The 23,556-nt window shown below is 32.7% G+C and carries 20 protein-coding genes; all 20 read right to left on the reverse strand.

What is annotated here, in order from left to right:
* Positions 1-168: 168 nt before the first annotated feature.
* The gene (locus V5E38_RS09540) at positions 169-645 is read right to left on the reverse strand and encodes a (2Fe-2S)-binding protein (protein ID WP_499213090.1); all 477 of its coding nucleotides are present in this window, start codon (positions 643-645) and stop codon (positions 169-171) included.
* Entirely contained in the window at positions 642-1,481 is an 840-nt protein-coding gene (locus tag V5E38_RS09545; protein ID WP_499213091.1) for an FAD binding domain-containing protein, read from the reverse strand. Before V5E38_RS09545 ends, V5E38_RS09540 begins: the two co-directional genes overlap by 4 nt.
* The gene (locus V5E38_RS09550) at positions 1,481-3,847 is read right to left on the reverse strand and encodes a xanthine dehydrogenase family protein molybdopterin-binding subunit (protein WP_499213092.1); all 2,367 of its coding nucleotides are present in this window, start codon (positions 3,845-3,847) and stop codon (positions 1,481-1,483) included. Before V5E38_RS09550 ends, V5E38_RS09545 begins: the two co-directional genes overlap by 1 nt.
* A gap of 141 nt (positions 3,848-3,988) precedes the next feature.
* Entirely contained in the window at positions 3,989-5,137 is a 1,149-nt protein-coding gene (locus V5E38_RS09555; RefSeq protein ID WP_499213093.1) for a toxic anion resistance protein, read from the reverse strand.
* 19 nt (positions 5,138-5,156) lie between these two features.
* On the reverse strand, positions 5,157-6,839 hold the full coding sequence (locus V5E38_RS09560) for a vWA domain-containing protein (RefSeq protein WP_499213094.1): 1,683 nt from the start codon (positions 6,837-6,839) through the stop codon (positions 5,157-5,159).
* Between the two features lie 8 nt (positions 6,840-6,847).
* Positions 6,848-7,582 (reverse strand): hypothetical protein, encoded by a 735-nt coding sequence (locus V5E38_RS09565; RefSeq protein ID WP_499213095.1) that lies wholly within the window; start codon positions 7,580-7,582, stop codon positions 6,848-6,850.
* 435 nt (positions 7,583-8,017) lie between these two features.
* On the reverse strand, positions 8,018-8,476 hold the full coding sequence (locus V5E38_RS09570; protein WP_499213096.1) for a hypothetical protein: 459 nt from the start codon (positions 8,474-8,476) through the stop codon (positions 8,018-8,020).
* Between the two features lie 411 nt (positions 8,477-8,887).
* Entirely contained in the window at positions 8,888-9,364 is a 477-nt protein-coding gene (locus tag V5E38_RS09575; RefSeq protein ID WP_499213097.1) for a hypothetical protein, read from the reverse strand.
* A gap of 72 nt (positions 9,365-9,436) precedes the next feature.
* On the reverse strand, positions 9,437-11,932 hold the full coding sequence (locus V5E38_RS09580) for a transglycosylase domain-containing protein (protein WP_499213098.1): 2,496 nt from the start codon (positions 11,930-11,932) through the stop codon (positions 9,437-9,439).
* Positions 11,933-12,121: 189 nt separating this feature from the next.
* Complete coding sequence (locus tag V5E38_RS09585) at positions 12,122-13,036, reverse strand: alpha/beta hydrolase (RefSeq protein WP_499213099.1); 915 nt, start codon at positions 13,034-13,036, stop codon at positions 12,122-12,124.
* 211 nt (positions 13,037-13,247) lie between these two features.
* Entirely contained in the window at positions 13,248-13,382 is a 135-nt protein-coding gene (locus V5E38_RS09590; protein ID WP_499213100.1) for a hypothetical protein, read from the reverse strand.
* Positions 13,383-14,357: 975 nt separating this feature from the next.
* Positions 14,358-14,858, reverse strand: coding sequence for a (2Fe-2S)-binding protein (locus V5E38_RS09595; RefSeq protein WP_499213557.1), 501 nt, complete (start codon positions 14,856-14,858; stop codon positions 14,358-14,360).
* Positions 14,851-17,142: a xanthine dehydrogenase subunit D gene (gene pucD / locus V5E38_RS09600; protein WP_499213101.1), complete on the reverse strand. Its 2,292-nt coding sequence runs from the start codon at positions 17,140-17,142 to the stop codon at positions 14,851-14,853. Before pucD ends, V5E38_RS09595 begins: the two co-directional genes overlap by 8 nt.
* Before the next feature lie 10 nt (positions 17,143-17,152).
* Positions 17,153-18,040, reverse strand: a complete 888-nt coding sequence (locus V5E38_RS09605; RefSeq protein ID WP_499213102.1) for an FAD binding domain-containing protein — start codon at positions 18,038-18,040, stop codon at positions 17,153-17,155.
* A complete protein-coding gene (locus V5E38_RS09610; protein ID WP_499213103.1) occupies positions 18,030-18,677 on the reverse strand; it encodes a glycosyltransferase family protein in 648 nt (215 codons plus the stop codon). The genes V5E38_RS09605 and V5E38_RS09610 overlap by 11 nt, the downstream gene beginning before the upstream one ends.
* The gene (locus tag V5E38_RS09615) at positions 18,667-19,710 is read right to left on the reverse strand and encodes an XdhC family protein (protein WP_499213104.1); all 1,044 of its coding nucleotides are present in this window, start codon (positions 19,708-19,710) and stop codon (positions 18,667-18,669) included. Before V5E38_RS09615 ends, V5E38_RS09610 begins: the two co-directional genes overlap by 11 nt.
* A gap of 200 nt (positions 19,711-19,910) precedes the next feature.
* The gene (locus V5E38_RS09620) at positions 19,911-20,654 is read right to left on the reverse strand and encodes an SGNH/GDSL hydrolase family protein (protein WP_499213105.1); all 744 of its coding nucleotides are present in this window, start codon (positions 20,652-20,654) and stop codon (positions 19,911-19,913) included.
* Positions 20,655-21,102: 448 nt separating this feature from the next.
* Positions 21,103-21,840, reverse strand: a complete 738-nt coding sequence (locus V5E38_RS09625) for a hypothetical protein (RefSeq protein ID WP_499213106.1) — start codon at positions 21,838-21,840, stop codon at positions 21,103-21,105.
* Between the two features lie 308 nt (positions 21,841-22,148).
* Positions 22,149-22,670, reverse strand: coding sequence for a DUF4362 domain-containing protein (locus tag V5E38_RS09630; RefSeq protein WP_499213107.1), 522 nt, complete (start codon positions 22,668-22,670; stop codon positions 22,149-22,151).
* Positions 22,671-22,778: 108 nt separating this feature from the next.
* The gene (locus V5E38_RS09635; RefSeq protein WP_499213108.1) at positions 22,779-23,393 is read right to left on the reverse strand and encodes a hypothetical protein; all 615 of its coding nucleotides are present in this window, start codon (positions 23,391-23,393) and stop codon (positions 22,779-22,781) included.
* Positions 23,394-23,556 lie beyond the last annotated feature (163 nt).

Below are 23,556 nucleotides of genomic sequence, written 5' to 3' on the forward strand. Positions count from 1 at the left end.
TTTTTTGAACTGTAACTTTAATAAAAATGCAAAAGCCTCCGTTTTTATTAACGTAGGCTTTTTTTATTCACTAGGTATCAATCATAATATGAAACCAGGGTCAATGAACTTTATATTCCAAGTATAGGGTATATTTAATTGATCGATTTTTAAGAGGTAAGTATTTTGCTAGCGTCTATTTCTTGGTCTACCCCGTTGATCGTTTAAAACCGATAATACGGCTTCTTTAATTTCCTGATAACTAGTGCAACGACATATATTTGAACTAAGCCATTCTTCGATGACCTCTTCAGTTGCGTCAGGATGCTCGGTTACAAGTGCATGAGCGTTTAGGATAAAACCCGAAGTACAATACCCGCATTGAAAAGCCCATTTTTCCACAAAAGCACGCTGCATTGGATCATCATGTAAGCCTTCAATTGTTGTTAGTTTCTTTCCGACTGCATCAACCGCTAACATCATACATGTTTTTACTGGTAATCCATCCGCTATTACCGTACAAGCCCCACAATCACCGTTTTCACAGCCACGTTTTGCTCCTGTTAAGTCTAGTTTTTCCCTTAAAACATCTAAAAGCGTATCAGCCATTCTAATAGTCGCCGTTCGTTGTTCTCCGTTTATATCAAGATTTAATTTCTGTATCACGCTCTCACTCCTCCCAAATAAACTAATCCATCTAGAAGTAAGTTCCTTAAGACAAAAATACGATATTCCCTTGAACCACGTATATCACTTATGACCGGTGCTGGTATTGCAAGAATGGCCTGATTAATCCGCTCCAGGGCTGATAGATTCGTGTTATTTAAAGCTTGCTCCATCTCATAAGAACGAAATGGATACGCACATAATCCACTAATTGCTAACCGGTATGCGCGATTAACTTTTAATAATTCAAGTGTAATAAGAGGATAATCAACCTTTTCACTTTTCCTTTTTTTATCAATAAAGAAAGGAAACTTTCTATATATTCCATCAGATTTGGTTTGAACTAAAAATTCTCCCCGTTTTAAGCGTAGTTTTTCATTAAAAATTTCTTCTACTGGGTACTCTTTGACTCCATCAATGCCTGCTATCACTAATGTACTATTAGAAATCAGCAATGGAAGAATTGCTTCACGATAGATGATGTCACTAGCAAGATTACCGCCAAAAGTAATTTGATTCCTCGAAGTTCGATCAGCGATTCGCACACACGCCTCTCCTAGTAGAGGGAAAATTTTCGATTCAAATACTCTTGTTAATGTATGGGCTGCTCCAACGACCACGGAATTCTCCTTAATTTCTAGGGCATTACATTCAGGAATTCCTTTTATATCGATTACTGCCTTCGTATGAATCAGATTCAATCTTCCTAAAGTAGTAACCTCCGTTCCACCGCTAAAATAGATAGGTTTCTTTCCTTTTTTATCGAGTTTAACAAATAAATCTACTGCTTCCTTGATTGTAGAAGGTCGATAATAATCAAAATTGAAGTGGAGCATTAATACACCTCCCCAGCTTCTAGCCTTGATTTCCATATAAATTCCGGAGTTAATGGCAACTTTTGTAGTGAAACATTAGCAGCAAGAGATAAACTATTTGCGACCGCTGAAGGCATACCCATTAAACCGTGTTCTCCTAGACCTCGGGACCCATATGGAGCACCTTTTACTGGGTTTTCAACGAATCGAACAATATACTCTGGTTGCTCTCCAAAATGCATAACTTTATACGATCGAAATTGTGTCGTTAAGACTTTCCCTTCGTCGTCAAAAATAAATCCTTCCCTCGTTGCAAAGCTAAGTCCCATATTCATCGCACCTGTTATTTGTGTCTCCGCGCCTTTATAATTTAAAATTTGACCTGCATCCGAAACAGTTACTGCTCTTAATAACTTAAATGTATTATCCCTTCTGTCAAATTCAACTTCCACACCTTGTGCGACCACACCCCACTCAGGTCCTTGAACACCTTTTCCAGTAACTGGATTCATTTCTGTTAAGCCAGGAATCATATATGTCCCTCTTCCAACAACCTGATTTCCGGCTACTTTACCATTAGGATAAATATATCCAAGCGCTATCTCAGAAAAATCGATTGAAACAGATGGGTCCGTTCTTTTAAATACTTTTTTATTAGCCACATCTAATTCATCTTTCGGAACTTTAAGTACAATGGATGCAGTCCTTTTTAATTGTCTAATGGCATCATCACATGCTTTAAGCACTGCATTTCCAGACATATATGTTGTACGACTAGCAGCAGTTTCCCAATTATCAGGAGAATCCTGGGTCTTTACTTCCATTTGAATAAACACTTCATCTTCGTCCATGTTCATTTTTTCAGCAACCATTTGAGTTAATACGGTTTTAGTACCTTGCCCAATTTCTACAGCAGCACTAATAATATTAATACTTCCATCTTTGTTAAAAGTTAAAATAGTCCCCGCTCCCACTCCAGGAGGTGGATCCCCATTCTTCCAAGCACAACTAATTCCTTTTGTACGGACAAAGCGATCCGAAATTTCAATTCGTTGTCCTCTATCCCAATTCATTAGTTCCTTTAACTGCAACAAACATTCCGTTATATCTCCTAGATTACTTTTGTTCAAAAGTACTTGCGTAGGTGAAGTATCACCTGGCCGAATCGCATTTAATAGACGAAATTCTAAAGGATCTATCCCGAGTTTTTTAGCCATTATATCCATCGTTCGTTCTACGCCAAATGCAGCTTCTGTCCGTCCAAATCCCCGAAAATCAGTTACATACGGATGATTTGTATACATACATAATGAATCACACCAAACGTTATCTATTTTATATGGTCCAGTACTGTCAAATGCTGCAGCCTTCGTTATCGGAACAGACCTTTCAGCATATGCACCACCGTCAAATAAAAAAAAGAGTTTTAGAGCTTGTATTTTACCATCATTTGTACATCCCATCTTAACTGTTGCATGTAATCCGATATGAACTGGAGATGTAACAATATCTTCCTCACGACTATTACGAAGCCTAACTCTTCTTCCACCAACTGACTTAGAGGCTACATATGCTAGCGGTTCTAATTGCACACTTGTTTTAGCACCAAACGAGCCCCCGACTAACGGGATATTTACAAGTACTTTCCCTTCTTCAATATTGAATGTTTCACTAATTAAATCTTTCATTTCAAATGGTTCTTGGGAAGCAGAGTGAATTATAACCTCGCCGGTCTTTTTAATTTCTACATCCGCACATCTTGTCTCGATTGCTGTATGATCAGATTGGTTAAATGAAAATTCTTCTTCTACAATGACGTCACAGTTAGCAAAGCCCCGATCAATATTCCCTTTTCGGATTCCTTGTATGTTTGCTATATTTGTACCAGGTATAGGCTGGATTCCACCAGACGTACCTGTTAATCCAGATGATTCATCAATTAAATATTGTTCAACATTTTCATGTACGAGGGGAGCATCCTTTTCATATGCAGCTTCAGGTGAATTAACGACAGGAAGGGGTTCGTATTGAACACAGATTAAAGTAGATGCTTTAATAGCAATAGCTTCCGTATCTGCTATGACCATGGCAATTGGCTCACCATAGTAACGTACTTTTTCAAATGCAAGCAATGGTCGATCTTTTATCGTTGTACCTAAAAGCAGCGGATAGTCCTTTCCAGTAATGATCATCTGTACACCTTTGACCTTCCGCGCTTCCTTTGTATCGATATCACCTAAAATTGCATGGGCATGGGTACTCGTTACGAGTTTAGCATGTAGTGTGCCAACCTCTTGAACATCATCAATATACTTAACTCTTCCGGATACCTTATCCCAGCTTTCTTTTTTAGGAACACTTTTCCCAATAACTCTATAATGCTTCACACTTTCCCCCTCCTTTTTACCACTATAGAATCCTATTAATTGTTGTACATAAATAGAACTAATTACATGGAGTATGAATGGTAGAGAAAGGCTAATTGAAAAAAGATATATCACTTACTACATATCTTTTTCCAGTATCTTCTATAATCCGATTCGATCCCCTTTTTCAAGTCTTTGAATCTGCCTAGAACCGACTTCAGCTAATTCTTGAAATTGTAGGATTGTTTGACGCATTTTTGGCAAAGCTTCTTGTTTAAATATACTTATCGATTCAAACGCTGATATGACGTTTGTGAATGAAGTTTTTAGTGTTTCAACAGAAACCGCTGACTCCATGGCTTGCTTTTGAATTGCAACTCCTTGCTCCTTTAATAATCTAGAAGTACCTTCAATAATCGTATTTGTTGTTTGATTTAAAGCAGTGATTTTTTGTAAAACGATTTTTTGATTATATAAAGCACTTGCTACCGTTACAGCTGTATTCAGCGCAGAAATCGTTACCGTTTTTGCACGTTCAACACCACGAATTAATTCACGGTTATTCCGAATAACAACCTCATATGACATATCTCCTTGGTGATTGACAACTAACATTTGCTGTAGGTCCATGACTCGTTGTCGTAACGGATAAAGAACTTCTTCTGAGATGAATTTAATTTTTTCTTGATCTTCGCCTTCGATTTTTGCTTTTTCAATTTGGTTTTCAATTGACTCATCCATTAATGTTCCAAGTTGGATTTCCTTTTCTAGTGTTTTTGAAAGCATACGAAGTGATAATTGTTCATGCTCTAATGTCGTATTATCATTTTCAAGAATTTTTTTCCCCTTATCAAGTGACATTACGATATCTGCGATTGCGACATCTGCTTTTTCAAATCTTTGAAAATATGAACGAATAGGATTAAATAACTTACCTAAAAATCCCGATTTTGCAAAATTAATTGCACTAGGATCTAAATCCTTTAATTGAACTTGAAGCTCTGATAATCCTCTTGCAACTTGCCCACCTTCGTCTCCACTTTTAGCAAGTTGACCAAGTGAAACCTTTAGAAGAGAATTTTTATTCGAAGAAGATTTCATCGTTTGTAATCCAAATGATTCGATTGATTGAAGAATTTCTTTTCGTTTTTCGTACGTTTCCTTTGATACAGTGTCTAATTCCATAATCATCGCTACATTTGCATCCGCTGTTGCCTTTAATTTCATTAATTCCTCTGGTACAGGCTTTACTTGTTCTTCAATTACTGCCTTGATTTCCTCTTCATTTACAACTTGCATAGAAAATGACATTCTTAAATCCTCCTACTAATTAAAGTTGAACATTAAAGAGATTACGAATTTTATAGATTACGTCATCTGAATCAGCATTAATATTTGCAGCTTCGTTAATATTCGAAATACTTTCAAGCGCTTTAATGTTAGCGTTATAACCAATCGTATAAATTGGAATTTTATATGCTTTTATAATTCCTTTTACATTCTTCAATGAATTCCCATGATTGGTCTCGCCATCGGTAAGGACAAAAATGAGCGGTCTTACATTTGGATTTTTTTTCATTTCATCTTTTAGCATATTAATTGCTACAAGGATTCCATCGTTTGTTGCTGTATCTCCACTTGCATCGAGGCTAGATACGGCACCAACAAATTTTGATTGTTGATTTGCATCATATTTTGCAATTGGAAGATTGATTGTAACATCGGCAGAATATGAAATTAAGCCAATACTATTATCTCTTCCTAAATATTTTTGACCTTTAAGGAGTGATTCTTTTAGCTCATTTAATGGTTTACCATCCATACTACCTGAAACATCTGCTACAAAAACCGCAGCTATTGGATTTGAAGTATTTTTCTTTCCTTTCCAAAGTTTCTGTGCAGCACTTAAAGTATCCCCATCAATCGTTTTAAGCTCTGATTTGTAATTATTCAACCCATTAAACCCATCTTGTTTCGCAAGTGATTGAAGATTAGTTTGACCAGTAAATTCAGCAAACTTTTTCAAAATATCCATTTTCTCTTTTGGTAAGTTCCCTAAAGCATAAAGTGGACTGTCGTGACGCACTCCAAATGGTATAAATTCGTAACTATTTTTTAAATCAGGTGAATTAACAAATGTTTGATATTCTAAGACAAATGCATCTAGAACGCCTGATTCTGCTGCATCACTCATTTGTAGAGTCGTAGAAGCAGTGAATGGCACATTTGCTTGAAAGCTTTCAAACCCTCTCACAGCAGTATCGCTTAGTAAATCTTTTGAATCAAAGGAATTTAAAGTAGTAACTAAAAAATTTAGTCCCGTTGAACTAGTAAATGGGTCGGTATATCCCATTGATAGTTCGTTTTTTGTCATTGCCTCGATGACGGTTTTCGGATCGACTTTACTATACTTTTTCATTAACTCATTATATTTTGTCTTTGAAATGACAATACCAGGAACATTCCCAACTAATCGCGAGGAAATGGTTTCTGTTTGAACTCCACTTGCTGTAATCATTTGCCCCCAAAGTTCATTTGACGGTGTAAAGGCATCAGGAACATATTTACCTGATTTAATAAAGTCTGTTGCAGTACCAGATGCAATGTTTCTTATTTTTACAGATACTTGCTTACCATCTAGATTGAATTTTGCATCATTAAACTCATTTGCGACTTCGTTTAACCAGCCATTTTTTCCATCACTTGATTTTTCCGTAGATGAAAAAATTTCAACAAAACGATCAGTCGTATTGTCTACAGATACAGGAAATTTTGAAATATCAGGGAGTTCACTTGCTACATCAGCTGTATTTAAGTCAATTTGACCTTTTATTGGTTTTGCTTTCGAAATATTTATTTTTGAGATCATTTTAGCTAATTGCTGATTTTTATTTTTATCAGTAATTTTCACAGCTTTATCTTCCGAAGTCATATTAATTCCAATATAGACAAGAAGAAAAACTACAACGATCACTGCAATAGATGCAAAAAGAAACTTCTTCATTTTTATCATCCTTTCATTCATTGCCTATAATATTTTGTTTGTTGAATTAACGAATCGATTTCTTTCATACATTCCATTTTTTCAATATCATCAATTCCTATTTCATCTAGTCTTGAAATTTCTAAAATTAATTTATCAATATTAACAAGAATCTCTTCATTCATTTCAATTGCTCTTTTTACGAATTTGATATATTCATTAAAAAGATTTGTTTTTTCTTGAATTAATGACTTTGAGTATCGTAATCCATCTTTCCCCTTTATTTTTTTATAATCAAGTTCATCAAAAGTACTAACCTTGTTTAGAATGTTTCTTATTCTTAAATAAAATAATGTCTCAACCTCGTCCACAACAGATGCAAACTTGTTGTATGTAATTTCGGTTGGAGAAAATCGATCGGTTAATAAGTTATAAAATACGCCTTTTTTCTTTTTCATTCGTTCGATTTGCTCAATTGAAGTAATAATATCTTCTTTTAGTACTTTACTATTTTTATATCGACTTAAAGCAAGAACGAAATCTTCATTTGTTTTTAGCTGCTTAATTGGCTTATCTTTAACAGGTTTGAAATATAGTTGAAACATATTAAATAGAAGTACTAACAAATTCGCAATTATGAACGATACCCCAAATGCAGTTTGAAATGCACTCGCATTAATTAATTGGATTCCGATTAATCCTGGAGAGAATACAATCACATTCAAAATCGTAATGAAAGCGATTAGCCCCACTAATTTTAATCCCTTTATCATCCTTCACTCCTCCGCTATACTCTATTTATGCTCTATTACTCATTTATATTTATCATTCTGATGTTTTAGTTTAATAAAATTACAGAAATAATGACTTGGCTTAAAATTTTTTCATATGATTCTTTTTTAGCAAACAAAAAAACGACCGCTAAGCAGTCTTCAGTTTGTAAGCAAAGTACTAAAAGCTTGATTGATTATTAAAGTAAAATAACTATTCTCTACATTTCTTCCCAACCCCTTATTTAAGACATCATTTCCATTACTAAAAACTACCAAATATAAAAGTAAAAACCGCATTTCGGTTATTTTCGAATTGCGGTTTTATTATTTTTAAGATTCTTTTTTTATTTTATAGTTAACTCTAAACAAACCATTCTTAACTCCAAAATGATGATACTAGATAAATCAAAAAAATCTTCATCTTTAGGCTAATCATTACATCTTTTCAATTAATTTATCTACGATTGTATTTATTCTCTTATTTTTTTCCTCAATCATTTTTTGTTGTGTCTTTAAAGTTTCTCTATTCTCGTCAATTTTCTTTCTATTCTCATCTATTTTTTCAAGTGCATGATTCAAAAGTTCAGTTCTTATATCTAAAATTTCGAATAAACGGTCCATACTAGTTTTGATATCATGTAGTAATTGTACTTCTACTGGCTGTGTTAAAGGGGTACTTTCATTTATTCCTCTGCTTTTTTGAAATTTATAAATCGAAGCAGACACATTTACTTCTTTATTTTCTTCAATTACATTGCTTTCTAACCATTGAAGTTTAATCATGATTACACCATCTTTTAAATAGCGATCTAATACCTCAAATTTACCGCTAGCAGTCTCATGTACAGTTCCATTAGCATATTTCCTCGAAGGTTTAATTCCATCATTATTCATAATTTTTCCTCTCATTATTAAAAATATAACGATTCCCACTTTTCTTAACGTTAATTTAATTAAGTTTTACTTTTTTCAACCGGCATTTGCAATAAATAAATAGTAATGGACGATCTTTGGAAAAGTGGATTAGAAAGCCACAAAAAAATAAAGAAAATTCAAGTAGATGTACTTACTTATCGTCCTACTGATTCAAATAAGGAATTATCCTATTCAACTGTTAGACAAAAAAATGGAAATCTTTTAATGGATAATTTTTTATACTTATACTTGGAAATAATGGGATAAGCCTATATATAATGAACGATTAAAAAAATCATATTATAACTTGAAAGATACTTTCAAAAAGCAGATCCTATTAAATAAAACAACCAAATTAATGCCCTCGATTTTTCGGGGGGATTAGCATTCTCATTTTTTGTAAATTTTTGCATTAAGAATGTTCTTACATTTTCTAATCTTTTGTTTAATTTGCATATTTTCAAAGAAATATACTTCTGTACCTGACCAAATAAATACCCAACACACTATGCTTAATATGCCTCCGATATAGGCATGACTTTTTTGAAGCTTTAAATAAAACAGGCCAATGATAATACCAAAAACAAATAAAATAATTGTCTTTTTAATATTTCTAGCATAAATTCGTTCATCAGTTTTCATTAGAGTAGAAAATGAGTTCAACGTTGCAGTTTTTAATGAATTTTCATTAAAATTATTTTGACCAACAAATAGTAGCTCTATATTTTTTCTTTTAGCACTAAGTAGTTTAGATAATATAAAATCTTCTAAATCAGAGCTTAAGTGTAAATAGTCATCGCTATAATAACTTGCATATGGATTATCCGAATCTTTTAAAAAAATATTAATATTTATTTTATCTTCCATTTTAATACTCCTTTAACTTTATTCACTTGAAAAAACGCATTGATATTTTCTCAATGCGTTTTAAATTTAAATTTAATGAGGATTTTTAGGGTTAGGGACGATCGGATTTACAATATTATCTCCACTCTCGTTTCCTGGACCTGGCGTTGGATTACCTGGCTTCGTACCTTCTCCTGTCCCGTTTCCTTGCCCTTGCTCATTACCAGTTCCCTGTCCATTTCCGGTTCCTTGTCCATTTCCAGTTCCTTGTCCACCTTCATTTGCAGGTGGAGTAGTTGGTTGTTCAGTTGAAGATAAATCAACAGTAACTGTAACAGGTCCACTCTTACCTTCAGGACTAGAAGCAATAATCGTTATTTTTACAATATCTCCAGGGACAATTCCATTAATACTTGTTGCTGTACCCTGAATTCTTTGAGTTTGTCCCGCTGCACCATTTACAGTATAACTGACTTCAAATGACGTTTTTTGAAGCAGATTTGCAGGATACGTCCAATTTAAAGAAATATTACTTGTAACAGGGTCATAATTTGCCTTCACATTTTTTGCAGACTCAATCACTATATCTTTAGGAATATCATCTACTTTTTCTCCTCGAATGTATAATTCGTTTCGAATTTCTTCAACTGATGAAGGTTTTCTAAATATAGCGTTTCGATCTCCATTGGCCGCTAACATATCTCTTGCAATGAATTTGGCAATATTCGTTGAACCTTTACCAAGAAAATTATTCTTTTTATTCTTTTCATACCCTGTCCAAACAGCCATTGTAACATCAGAAGAATATCCAATAAACCAACTATCTCGAGTTGCGTTATCCGGAAATCCGTATTTTTGTTTTACTTCATCAGAGTAATTTGTCGTACCTGTTTTCCCTGCCATATCAAGACCTGGTACATTTGCTCTCTTACCAGTACCAAGTGGTGTTTTTACTACATCACGAAGCATATCTGTTACCATATATGCAGTATAATCACTCATTACTTGTTTAGGATTAGTTTCGAATACTTTTTCAGTTTTATCAGGATAAATAATTTTTTTAACAGAGTGAGGCTTATTAAAAATTCCACCATTTCCAAATGCAGCATAAGCTCCTGCCATCTCCATTGCTGATACACCTGTGAATCCTCCTATAGAATAAGATTCATAATATGTATTTTTCGAAAAATTAAACCCTAAACCATTCCCAAATTCTCTAGAACGATCACTTCCTACAGCCTGGAAAGTCTTTAATGCTGGAATATTTCGAGAATCGACTAATGCTAATCGAATTGAAATATTACCTTTATATTTTCGATCCCAGTTTCTAATAGGTGTACCATTAGAATATGCATAGGGTTCGTCAAGAATTTGATGATAAGTTGACCATTTTAAATACTGAATAGCTGGACCATAATCAAGAATAGGTTTAATTGAAGATCCCGGCTGTCTTTTAATATCAGTTGCAAAGTTTAAACCACCAGAACTTGTATTTCTACCTGCACCTACTGCTCGAATTTCACCCGTTTTCGTATCTAATAATACAAATCCAGTTTGAAATTCATCACTTGGATAGAAGTTATTACCTCTACTTAATATTTCATCTGCTTTATCCTGAGCTTTTGGATCTAATGTTGTTTCAATCGTTAATCCATCAGTATAAACATTTGCATCACTGTTTTTTTCTACTTCATTTACGACTACATCGATAAATGAATTGTATTTTGTCCCACCAGACTCATGAACCTTTACTAATGATTTCATTGAAATTGCTTTTGCAGTTGTATATTGTTCCTCTGTAATATAGCCATATTTTTTCATTTGACTTAAAACCGTATTTCTACGGTTTTGTGACTCAATAGGGTGCTTTGCAGGATTATAGCTATTTGGAGCCTTCACCATACCTGCTAAAGTTGCTGCTTCTGGTAAGGTAATTTTAGATAAATCTTTACTAAAATAAGTTTCACAAGCTTTGGCTACACCATATACGCCTCGCCCTTTAAGACCATTTGAAAAGTAAACTTTATTTAAATACATTTCTAATATTTGATGTTTGGAGTATCTTTGTTCTAATTTAAATGCTAAGTACATTTCCTGAACTTTACGCTTAATTGTTTTTTGAGAAGATAAAAATGAGTTCTTTACTACTTGCTGGGTGATTGTACTTCCACCTTGCGATCCAAAACCTCCAGTAATATTCGCTAAAACTGCACCGAATACCCTTCGAATGTCTACGCCTTTATGTTTATAAAACCGCACATCTTCAGTAGCAATAAATGCGTCTTCTACAACCTTAGGAATTTCACTGTAGGACACCTTTGTACGTTGTTCTCTACCTAACTCTGCTACAACTTTGCCATCCTTATCAACAATCGTCGAAGATAATGGTACTTTGAGTTTTGATTCATCTAATGCGGGTGCTCCGCTAACTAAATATGAAAATATTCCTACACCAATCAGTATGAAAACAATTACGATTGATAATAATGTTACAGTAATTTTTTTCCATAAGCCTTCTGGCTTATTGGAAATTTTAGAAGGCTTTTCCAGCCGTTTACGTTCCTCTCGCGAACGATATTCATTTGCCATTTTAGTTCGCCTGCCTTTTTAGTAAAATAGAGCTTTTGGGGCAAAAATTATACTTTTTATTTAAACTTTATAAATAATAGTATTTTCTACACGCTCTACTTTCATGTACTGAAGAATATCTTTCTCAAATAAAAAAACAGATAAACCGCTCTTTAAGGTTCATCTGTTTCACAAAATCTAATTAGTTATTTAATTTGCATTTGAAAACGTCTTTTCAATAAAATCAATTACTTTCTTCGTATATGGTTCCGGTTCTTCTATAAATGTTGTAATATGTCCATGTTCTGTAAGCCATAATGTTTTTTCGTTTTCATTAGGAATTTGTTCATAAATCATTTCACTACTACTGAATGGTACTTTCAAATCATTCTTTCCATGAATTAATAAATAATTTGTAGAATTTCCTTTTTGAACTGATATAACTGGAGATACTTCTTTTGGGTCGATCTTTAATAAATGTTTCATCGAACGTAAAATGATTGAAGTAAACGGTTTTTTAGGTAATTTTGACCAAACGCTTAAATTAGCTTCCAAATAAGTTTGTAAATCATGAAATGGGCTATCTGCAATAACTCCTTTAATTTGCGGATGAAGACTACCAACCAGTAAACAAGTCGCCCCACCCATACTCCATCCAAGCAAAACAATTTCTTGTTGATTTCGTTGGTTAATCACATATTCCACTGCCGACGATAAATCATGCTGTTCATAATATCCAATTCCTGTTGTTCGTCCACCTGATTTTCCACTATTACGGAAGTCAAACATCAATACATTATACTCTTTTTCATGGATTGATTGCACTATTCGAAGACCATTAATCTTTTTTTGACTTCGTTCATCTGTGTACCCGTGTGCAGTTATGACAGTTTTAGTTGTTGAATGTTTTGATGGTATCCACCATCCTCTTAGCACAACTTGATCAAGATTACTCTTAAATTCAACCTCTTCAAATTGCAAATTGTAATCTTCAGGCGTTTGTTCTGTTTTTCGTCTAAATGGATGCGTTAATATTAAACCGATTAATATCGGTATTAGGAAGAATAAAACCGGCGACAAAATTAACATCCAAATTATAAGCTTATTTATTTTTTTCCGTTCCATCTTGCACACTCCTTTTGTCTGTTAGCCAAATGGAAGTTCTTCTAATTAAAGTATGAATTATGTTAGACTTTGTTAGTCTTAATAAACTTTTATTTATGTATTAATTGTAACTTTATAAGTTCCTGTTAATCAATAGAAAAGGGGTGCCAAATTTCAGTTTACCGAATTTTTTGGCACCCCTTTTAATGAACTTTATAATTACTTAAAAAATTTACTTATGTGCTAATTTTGTGATGTCTTCCATTATACAATCTTGTGGTCCTTGTTTACATGTTAAAATAACTAAAGTTGTGATTGCGACTAGATAAAATAAAAGCATTGTACAAAATCCGATCACAAAAATCATAAGATTACCACCTTTTTGTTTGTTATGACTTTCACAAGTTAAATTTAGCAAATTAAGGTTAGAGTAAATTCTCTATCTTATGTATTTTTTGTGACAAAACTCACAATGTATGATCAGATGGAGACTGAAACAATAAGTTGCTATATAGTGTAATGGCAACGATTGCGCTAATTCGCTTTATCGTTGCCATCATCAATATATTACAGCTAAAAAGAAGTAACTGTCCTTCCCCAAGGACGTATTTGTCAGCCATATCAATACGGGTGTTGTGCTTAAGTTTCGTGTTACCAACACCAAACTCTTATTTATTTTACCCATATTATATAAGAATTTATCATTACTTCTATCAACTTATAAGTGATTACATAGCACTAAATTTATATTTAGACAAAGCTTTAATAAAAAAATTATTTCTAACTAAAAGAATTCATCTATTAAATCTAATATTAAAATTCGTACCATTTTCACTAGTTGTAAAATCAATCGTTGCGTTATTTCTCTTAGCATTTTCGAATTTAAATAGTAACATCCTTCGGCCATGTTATTAAAAACTTCATGTAAGTCAACATGATTAATAATTGGTTTTCTTCATTTAATGGTAAATTACTATTTGAAACCAAAGTCATCATACTCCTTCCTTTTTTGATGACTAAAAATCTAACCTACCCAGTGTATTTTAGAATATCATATTTCTGATTTTCGGAAATGAATTCCAGTCTTACTAATCAGTTAATAAAAACAATTAACAAATTGATTTCATCAAAATATATAAAGGAAATAAACAAACAAAACAAGGACAGTTTATCTGTTTTATTATTAATCACCAGATTGATTATTATATTCGAAGGAATTGCACCATAAAGAAAATTAAAAATTATCTCTAAACGCAAAAAATCCCCTCATATTTCCACTATTTACTATAGGGGAAATATAGAAGGACAAAATTTAAAATTAGTGTTATTTATACTTAAATAATTAAATCTTATTTATCATTGCAATTGCTTTTTGGACCGAGCGTATAATTCCTGTATATCCAGTACACCTACATAGATTACCCGATAATGCTTCTTTGATTTCATCCTCTGTTGGATTTGAATTTGTGTCGATGAGTGCTTTTACAGCCATAATCATACCCGGAGTACAGTATCCACACTGATACCCTCCTTCTTCTAAGAAAGCTTTCTGTATAGGATGGAGTTCTACATCTGCTATCCCTTCAATTGTACAAATTGAAGTATTATTTACTTGATAAGCCATCATTAAACATGAATTAACTAGTTTATGATCCATATGGACAGCACACGCACCACATCGACCAATTTCACAAGAAATTTTTGTTCCTGTCATTTTTAACTGTTCTCGTAAAATGTCAATAAGACGCGTTGTTGGAGCAACATATAGTTGTTTTTCCATATTATTTATTTTTAAATTAAGTTCAAGCAAATGAATAGGTTGATCTTGATCATATTTATTCATACCCATTATCTGATCTCCTTGAAGTTATTAATTTCAATAAATATTCTGGTGAAATTGGTAATTTATTGATCCAACAACCTGTTGCATCAAAAATTGCCCTAGCAATTGCAGGAGCAACAGCAACTGTTCCGATTTCCCCAACTCCTCTAGGTCCAAATGAATCTTCTTCATCAAGTTTTTCAATTGGTTCTACATTTAATTTACAAGGTACATCACAAATTGTTGGTATTAGATACGTATCAAAGTTATCAGAAACATAAACTCCATTTTCCATTAACGAATCTTCCATCAATGTATACCCTAAAGCCATTACACCTCCACCTTCTATTTGTCCTTTATACCCTAAAGGATTAACAACTGGTCCAGCAGCAACTACCTGGTCTAGATCAAGTATCTTAATTTTACCTGTAAGGATGTCAATCTCAATTTGTGCCAAAACAGTTGAGAACGAATAAAGATAGTGACTACCTCCGACAGATGCATCAGGACTTGTTGGAAAATCAAAAGAAGTTTGAACGATTATTTCTTGCTTTTGAGGCATTTTTTGAGCAAGTTCTTTATAAGACATAATAAATTTATCTTCTCTACCTTTACCTTTCAACCAAATGCCATTCGGTCCCATTTTAAGAATATTCATAGGTATTCTAGTAGCTTTTTGGGCTAAAACAAGAATCTGATTGTTAAATGAATCTTTCATTCTTTTTAGAGAATGCCACACCATGCTTGTAGCTCTAGAAGCTGTTGAAGAACCACTAATTGGCACTAGTTCAGTGTCGCCTATAATAATATTAATATCTTGGATTGTACAATTAAATTCTTCAATTAATAATGTTTGGATAACAGCGAGTAAACCTTGACCACATTCTTCAAATCCAAATGCCGCTTCAATTTTACCTTTTCTCGTAAACGATATCCGACCTCCAGCTGGATCTATTCTTTCATATCCAAGTCCCCCACCATGCATTGTAAGGGCAATTCCTTTTCCATATAACTTCCAATGCTGACAAAGATCTTTTTCATTATGATTATTTTGTATAAGTCTTTTAGATATTTGATTTAATACATCATAAGCACCATTTGTTGGTACAATCTTTTGACCTAATGGCCCTAAATCAGTTTTTTTTCTTAAATTTTTAAAACGAAATTCAATTGGATCCATTTTTAGTTTTTCAGCAATTCGGTCTATTTGTCCCTCAAGAGCAAACGTTATTTGATTTCCGCCAAATCCTCTAAATTCACCAGCAACTCCATTATTTGTAAATACTGAAAATCCTTCAATTTCGATATTAGGGATAATATATGGTCCAGGAGCATGCTCGATAGCAAAATCTAAAACAGCGGGACCTAATGTTGCGTATGCACCTGTATCGGCAATAATTTTTACTTTATGTGCCACAATTTCCCCATTTACATTTACACCCGTTTTCATTGTAATTTTCATTGGATGACGCTTTATGCCAGACTTAACAGATTCACTTCTACTTTGGTGAATTTTGACTGGACATTTAGTTTTTAATGCTAACAATGCTCCATATGGTTGAATATTTAGCTCATCTTTCCCTCCAAATGAACCACCCATTGGGCTGGAGATAATTCGAATATTTTCTTCTGGCATATTTAGGATTCTGGACAATTGAAAACGATCTTTAAAACCATGCTGTGTTCCAACATATACTGTTAGATTCCCACATGTTTCAGGAACTATGATTCCTCCTTCTGTTTCCATATAGGCATGCATTTGTCTAGGTAATTCATATGTTTCTTCTACAATCGTACTACATTTACGAAAGCCTTGGTAAACATTACCTTTTTGATATTTAGCTTGATGTAAAATATTTCCTTGTTCATGTAATTTAGGAGCGTCTTTGCGGAGAGCCATTTCAGGGCTATCAATAACAGGTAGCTTTCTATATTGGACTTTAATCAATTTCAATGCTTGTTCAGCAATTTCTTCTGTATCAGCGGCAATAGCAGCAATTGCATCACCGACATATCTTACTCGATCTTTACAAAAAACGGGTTGGTCAGGGAATATTAAACCAAAACCATTTAAACCAGGGATATCCTTATAAGTAACAATCGCTTTAACCCCCGAAAGTTTTTCAGCTTCATCAATTGATATAGATAAAATCTCTGCATGCGGCTCAGTGCTTCTTAATACTTTTCCATATAACATGTTTGGGAAGGAAAGGTCTGTTAGATATTTCATTTCACCGTTCACCTTTCTTAAACCATCCGGACGAACTCTTCTTTCTTTTTCTGTTGGAATCAAATTTTCACTCATTGTTCACCTCTTATTTACTAACTATTTTAGTAATCTCGTTAACAATAATATTAGTTGTAATCTCCTGTTTATAGTTTGAGGATGTAAAATGGTCAGAAGGAGGTTCGAATTCCTTTTTGATTGCTTGAGCTATTTCCTTTAATTGATAAGATGGTAGGTATAACTTTTTAATCATCTCTTCGGTGTCTACTAGCCTCTGAGGTGAAAAAGAGCTACCACTAACAGCTAGGTAAACTTGTTCAATCACCTTTTTTTTGCCAATTTTGAAATAACCAGATATACTCACAATACTTTGACAAAAACTCTCTCTTAATCCTATTTTTTTATAGAAATAATTTTCACTAGCTTTCTTTGTTTGTACAGGTATTTTAACGTTCACGAGAATGGAATTTGATAGATATTTCTCATCTTTTATACATTCTGTTAACTTTATTTCTCGCATATGATGTCCATCATATAATATAAGACTCGCATCAAGTACTAATAATGCAGGAATGACATCACCATTACCATTTGCAATATTTCCCCCAATTGTTGCTCTATTTCGAATAGCTGGAGATGCAATATTGCGAATGGCTTCAACTAATATTGGGACATTTTCAAGGAAAATTGGTTTACTCCTACAACAATCTAAAGTGGTTAATGCTCCAATTAGGATAAAGGTTTGACGATTATTTTTCATCAACTTATACTCCTGCAATTCTTTTACGTTTTCAATACTTATTAGATTTTTAGGATACTGTACTCCCTTTTCCCAATAAGTTTGTAAAAGAGTTCCACCTGCGATTATGCATGAGTCATTAAGGAATTCCTGTTTTAATTTGTATGCTTTTTCAAGTGTATCTGGAATCCATACAGCAGGATAATGAAAGTTTGCATGTCCTTGATTAATCACCATTAAGCTCAATTCCTTTCGCTACATCATACGCTTCTTTTGTATCGATATCGAAAAAATCCCACTTATTCTCAAATTCAACTAACAAACCTTCTAATTTAGTATGATTCCGAATAATTGCTCTTGCCCCTTCATCTCCATGTAACATGTATAAGTCAGGTATCATATTTGGCGATAGGATGATTGGGGGTCTAGGAACACCTTGAAAGCTTGCTGCTAAATAAGGAATTGTTAATTTGTCACTAATACGCTTTAAATAAGTTTGATGTAATTCATTAATCGTTTGGATCGATAAAAAAGGTTGATCTGCGAGAAGGATCATGACCCCTAAAGGCTTTGTTTTTAGGGCATGAGTTAAACCACATTTTAATGAATATGATTGTCCCTTGTTAGCATTTGTACATGGAACATGTGTCCATGAATCTTTATAAGGTTTTTGAAAAAGATCTTTGCTAATCCAATTTAGTGAATCATCTTCTTTTGTTACGACAAAAACATGGTCAATATTAGAATTGATAAATTTCCGTAAACCGAAACTTCCAATTGTACAATTACCTAAAGGAAGTGAAATTTTATTCTGCCCCATTCTTTTACTATTACCTGCAGCAAGTAAAATTGCAATGATTCTACTATTCTTCATGCTTAGATATCTTCTTTATTCTTTGTCGCTGAATTAATTCACTAACAATACTGATTGCAATCTCTTCTGGGCCCTCAGCTCCAATTTGTAGGCCAGCTGGACTATTTATTTCTGTATCTATTTTTTTACCTTCCAAAAGTCGTTGGATTCGTTTTTTCCCACCAAGAACTCCTAAATACTTAAGTTTACTATTTAAAATATGATTTAATATTTCTTTGTCTTTTTGGAATTGATGGGTAATGATGATAGCAGAATCAGAAGCAGTCAATTTAAGTCTTGGTATGATTTCACTCGGAAAGCCCACTAGGATTTGTTCTGCGTCTGGAAAGTATTCGTTAGAACATAGGTCCGCACGCCAATCGGTTATAGTTACAAAGAATCCTGCTAAAGATGCAAGTTTTACTAAAGGAATCGCATCCTTACCTGCACCAAACACGAATAATCGAGGCTTTGGATGAAAAGTATGTAAATACGGATTAGTTTCAAGCGGTTCAATCTTTCGTAACCCACTTTTTTGATTAGTATAATGTAATTCATTAAGTACACTTTTAATCTGATCTAATTTTCCTTCATTACAATTTCCAAAAAAGGTGTTTTCATCTACTAAGAATAAAGTTTCAACGTCATTACTATCATCCGACAAAATTTTCATTATCGATACACTCGTACCATTTAATAGGAATGTTTTTAATTTAGTTAGTAAATTAAACATAATTTCATCAATTGGCTCCAAAAGTACAGTAATAATTCCGTTACACCCTGCTCCATTGCCCCATGTTAAATCGTCTTCTGCACTCATGTCATAAATAACAGTTTGAGGTGTTTTTCGTTCTCTTGTTTCTTGAACTCGATATGACAAATCTGCTTCAAGGCAACCGGCACTTAGTAAGCCAACCTCTTTCCCATTCCCCTTAAATAACATGGAAGTTCCTTCTTTCCGGTACGCTGAGCCTTCTACATGAATAATTGTAGCTAGTACATCACCCTCTTTAGCTGATGTAATCTCATTTAGTATCTCATGGATACTTTCCATTAGATCACTCCTAAATATAAAATCAAAATCCAAGCGGCATTTTTAGTAAATATTAATATATAGTTCTATGATGAATGTGTTATGTCTCCATTCAAAATTAATTAACATAAGAAATAAAACAACAAAAAAAGATTAACCACAATCTATGGTTAATCGATAACTATAATTAAGTTAAATTAAAAAAACTTAATACAAAATTATTACTTTTTTATACCAAGCGCATTCCTTCCGATATTAGCTAGTACAGTTTGTCCATCTATTGTTGGATGTATATCACCCTGTCTTACATACGTTGCTTGTTTTTCATCAAACGCAGAAAAAGCATCAGCTATTTTTACATTTTTGTATTTACGTGCAATGCTAGCAATTTTAGGATTAATGATGAATGATAATAATTGATTTGATAGTTTATGCATCGGTTGATTATTTACTTGAAATGGATTATAGATATTGTACAAAACAATCGGAGCATCGCTAAGTTCACGAATTTCCTTAATTATTTTATTTAAATTCCCTGTTAATTTCGGCATCATTGAAGTAATTTTTCCAGGAAGTTGTTCTAAATGATTACTTTTTTTCAAAGTATGTAACAAATCATTATTACCTATATCCAAAGTAATATAGTCTGCATGTTTTATTGATTGTCTGAAATTGGTATCATATTTTATTGCTTGTAAAAGATTAGCTGTCGTCCAACCTGGAACGCCTAAATCACGAACTTCAAGGTTTGCGTTTTCACCAATAAGAAAAGGGAACGCATAATCTGATGGTATACTATTCGTAGTACCTAAATTAAATCCAAATGTTATGGAATCTCCAAGACCTACAAGATCAATCTTTTCATAAGTATTAACTTTATCCTCTTTTGCAAGTGCTGTATTTGAAAATAAAGAACCTGCTAAAGCAAAAGTAAGAAATGAAATAACAATTTTACTTCTTCTCAACAAATACGCCCCCTTAAATAAGTGTATTAAGATACTAAACTTCTTTTTATCATAAGTAAAAAGTAGTAATTCAAGACTTAAGTTACTAATTTTCAGGATTATACTCTTATTAACTTTACCTTTTTTATAGTTATTGTGTTTTAATTATTTGTCTAAAAGATCAAAAACATGTAACCATTTACTTAGTTTTGATAATTATAGAAGGATTTTTAGAAATAAAGAAGCTAACTGTTTTAGTTAACTATTTATCATGCTTTTGAAAAACAATCTTTTCAATTAATTTTCAAATTTTCGTATAAGGAGTAGAGTGATGTCTTTCCATTATAGGATGCTCGCTTTTCCTTATTGACTGTTTTATATTGCAATACAAAAAAGCTAACTGAACTAGTTAGCTTTTTTTGAATTAGCTTGATCCGATATAAATTAATTTGAAACTTCTATTCTCGGTTTAAATCTCAGCTACCTTTGAAGGGTTATTTAGTTTATATTTAACTTCTTTGTTTAATTTCTTATCTACTACTTTTCCATCAAATTGATAAGATTTACCTACCTCTAATTCAGCTGCTTTTAAAGTTTTACTCAACGAACACCAAGCATTTCCAATTATTAAATCCTGATCTCCTTTGACAGCTATGTTTTCCCAAATTACGATTTCTTCTTCGCTATCATTGAAATGATTATATTTTGTACTAAATTCTTTAACAGTGCCGTTAAAATGTGATTTATCAGTTGGTAAAGTAATTGAAACTTCCTCTTTCTTTTCTACTTTTTTCTTTGTAGTAGCTTTAGAATTACTTTCTTTCGACTTTGTTTCTGATTCTGTTTTCTTCTCTTCACTGTTCTTCGTATCACTTTCACCAACAGTGTATACTTTCTTAAAGCTTGGAGATTGCATTTCTTTTAAATAAGCAGGATGAATACATGTTAAATTGCCATCTTCAAATTCAATAATAATTGTATGATACTCATCCGTAACTCCATAAGTTTCATAACCAACAAGCTTTACATTTACTTGAAAGTCTTGCCCTTTGAATAAAAAATCATGTTTTGGATTTTTATTAAATAAACCCCAAGATCGTCCTTTTTCTAAATAATCCTCATCAGACAAAAATTTTGTAAATTCTCCTTTTGGAGGTATGTATTTTATTAACTCAGTTTTTTTATTTTGAACTATATTTTCTGTCATTTTATTTACTCCTTTGGGCAATCATTTTTATTTCCAGATTTTAGTAGTAGTTTTATTCGTTATATGTAGAAATTATAGTTTAGTTTGGAACTTTTTGTCCATCTTATCGTTAAAAGAAATATTTTTAGGAATATATTTCGGTACGTGAAATTTTATATTTGAATAGCTGTTCATTAAGTTTTATTAAGAATATTGAATTTTTAAGTTCTAAATTTGTTTTGCACATAAATTACGGTGAGTGAAATTTTTCCACTCTTATTTAACTAAAATACAAAAAACGCCGATTTTTTAACCGACGTTTTTAAAGATTAAAATTCCACCTTATCAAAATGATAACAATTTGTTAAATATGACGTATTTGAATTTACGACTAGCTTTTGGCAATAGTCTTCTAATACTTTTGGTCCAGTAACAAATTTACTCATCGCAAATGTACCTTTTCGATATCGGTCTGTTCGATCCCTTGAACTATCAAATCGATAATAAATTAATTTTCCATTATATTGATATTCTGTAATGACTGGATCACCTTTTGAAGTAAATTCTACAAATCGAATAAAGTCAGGCTTCTTATTTTTTACGTTATTAATAAATTTTTGAATTCGTTCATTATGGTTAGTAGTTCTTCCTATTATTAATATATCTCCATTTTTTAGCGCATCTTCTTTACTATAGGATGCCGGGATTTTGTTAGTTGCTTTTTCTCCGTAATTCTCGATTTCTTTTTTTAACATTTCTTTCGTAAATACACTAGCCTCTGCCACCATGAAATGATCGAAGGAAAAACCAAGAAAGATTAAAAGCATAAACGGTACGATTGATTTATACATTTTGCCCTCCAATAATACAATTAATAATATTGGTTAGTTTTTCCATTCCATTCTAACTTATGCAATTGAGAAAAAAATCCATCTTTGCTAAGAAAGGTGGATTTTTATTTAGGAAGAATAAGAGCTATATGAACTTGAATGTCTACGATGGTGGCGTACGGACGATGAGGAGTGTCTGTAATGATGCCTTGAGGATGAGTGATCATGACGTCTTTTATGTTTTCGGTTACGTCGATGGGAACTTCCAAATAAAGATTTAAAAAAGCCTAGCTGGAGAGTTTCTCCTTCAAGAGAAAATCGACCGACGTCAACAATTCGAACTTCTCCATCATTTGATAACATTAAATTATGATTATGTAAGTCGAATGCATTTAAACCTGCATTTTGAGCATCAAAGATCGCTTGATTAATCTCTGTTTCATATTGTTTACGTAAATTTTTACTGTGTCCATCTAATTGATAAAAAGTTTCACCAAATATTCGATCACTTACCATAAAATCATTCGTATATGCATGGACTTTAGGATAGTATATACTCCGCTTTAGAAGGTGAAGTTTCATTCCGTCATCTCGACTTTTGCCATCTTCCTTAAATACTTTTATTACATAATTATCTCTAGTATAAACATCTCCATCTTTTCCGCTTGCTAAGTATTCAAAATGATCTGCATGTTCACCATATAAAGTAAAATCATGAATTTCTTGCAAGAGTGATTGTTTCATTCATAAGCCCCTTTCAACTTGAAAATATTCTAAGTGATCAAGATTAAAATTTTCTTTACAAATATATTCTTTAAAAATATTCTTTTTACCTACCAGCCATTTGATTTACAAAAAAAGTTTTTCTTTAGTGGAGTACTTTGTATTAGCTAGGATTTTTGGGGAT

This window comes from Rossellomorea sp. GAMAL-10_SWC (assembly GCF_049568075.1).
In the GTDB taxonomy this organism is placed as follows: domain Bacteria; phylum Bacillota; class Bacilli; order Bacillales; family Bacillaceae_G; genus Gottfriedia.

What these genes read in the sequence shown, in the direction of transcription:
- V5E38_RS09610 (WP_499213103.1), bottom strand. Translation starts at nt 18,677, where the DNA reads ATGAAGAATAGTAGAATCATTGCAATTTTACTTGCTGCAGGTAATAGT.
- V5E38_RS09625 (WP_499213106.1), bottom strand. Translation starts at nt 21,840, where the DNA reads ATGACAGAAAATATAGTTCAAAATAAAAAAACTGAGTTAATAAAATAC.
- pucD (WP_499213101.1), bottom strand. Translation starts at nt 17,142, where the DNA reads ATGAGTGAAAATTTGATTCCAACAGAAAAAGAAAGAAGAGTTCGTCCG.
- V5E38_RS09630 (WP_499213107.1), bottom strand. Translation starts at nt 22,670, where the DNA reads ATGTATAAATCAATCGTACCGTTTATGCTTTTAATCTTTCTTGGTTTT.
- V5E38_RS09570 (WP_499213096.1), bottom strand. Translation starts at nt 8,476, where the DNA reads ATGAATAATGATGGAATTAAACCTTCGAGGAAATATGCTAATGGAACT.
- V5E38_RS09595 (WP_499213557.1), bottom strand. Translation starts at nt 14,858, where the DNA reads ATGAATAAATATGATCAAGATCAACCTATTCATTTGCTTGAACTTAAT.
- V5E38_RS09575 (WP_499213097.1), bottom strand. Translation starts at nt 9,364, where the DNA reads ATGGAAGATAAAATAAATATTAATATTTTTTTAAAAGATTCGGATAAT.
- V5E38_RS09585 (WP_499213099.1), bottom strand. Translation starts at nt 13,036, where the DNA reads ATGGAACGGAAAAAAATAAATAAGCTTATAATTTGGATGTTAATTTTG.
- V5E38_RS09590 (WP_499213100.1), bottom strand. Translation starts at nt 13,382, where the DNA reads ATGATTTTTGTGATCGGATTTTGTACAATGCTTTTATTTTATCTAGTC.
- V5E38_RS09635 (WP_499213108.1), bottom strand. Translation starts at nt 23,393, where the DNA reads ATGAAACAATCACTCTTGCAAGAAATTCATGATTTTACTTTATATGGT.
- V5E38_RS09615 (WP_499213104.1), bottom strand. Translation starts at nt 19,710, where the DNA reads ATGGAAAGTATCCATGAGATACTAAATGAGATTACATCAGCTAAAGAG.
- V5E38_RS09555 (WP_499213093.1), bottom strand. Translation starts at nt 5,137, where the DNA reads ATGTCATTTTCTATGCAAGTTGTAAATGAAGAGGAAATCAAGGCAGTA.
- V5E38_RS09605 (WP_499213102.1), bottom strand. Translation starts at nt 18,040, where the DNA reads ATGGTGATTAATCAAGGACATGCAAACTTTCATTATCCTGCTGTATGG.
- V5E38_RS09580 (WP_499213098.1), bottom strand. Translation starts at nt 11,932, where the DNA reads ATGGCAAATGAATATCGTTCGCGAGAGGAACGTAAACGGCTGGAAAAG.
- V5E38_RS09545 (WP_499213091.1), bottom strand. Translation starts at nt 1,481, where the DNA reads ATGCTCCACTTCAATTTTGATTATTATCGACCTTCTACAATCAAGGAA.
- V5E38_RS09560 (WP_499213094.1), bottom strand. Translation starts at nt 6,839, where the DNA reads ATGATAAAAATGAAGAAGTTTCTTTTTGCATCTATTGCAGTGATCGTT.
- V5E38_RS09565 (WP_499213095.1), bottom strand. Translation starts at nt 7,582, where the DNA reads ATGATAAAGGGATTAAAATTAGTGGGGCTAATCGCTTTCATTACGATT.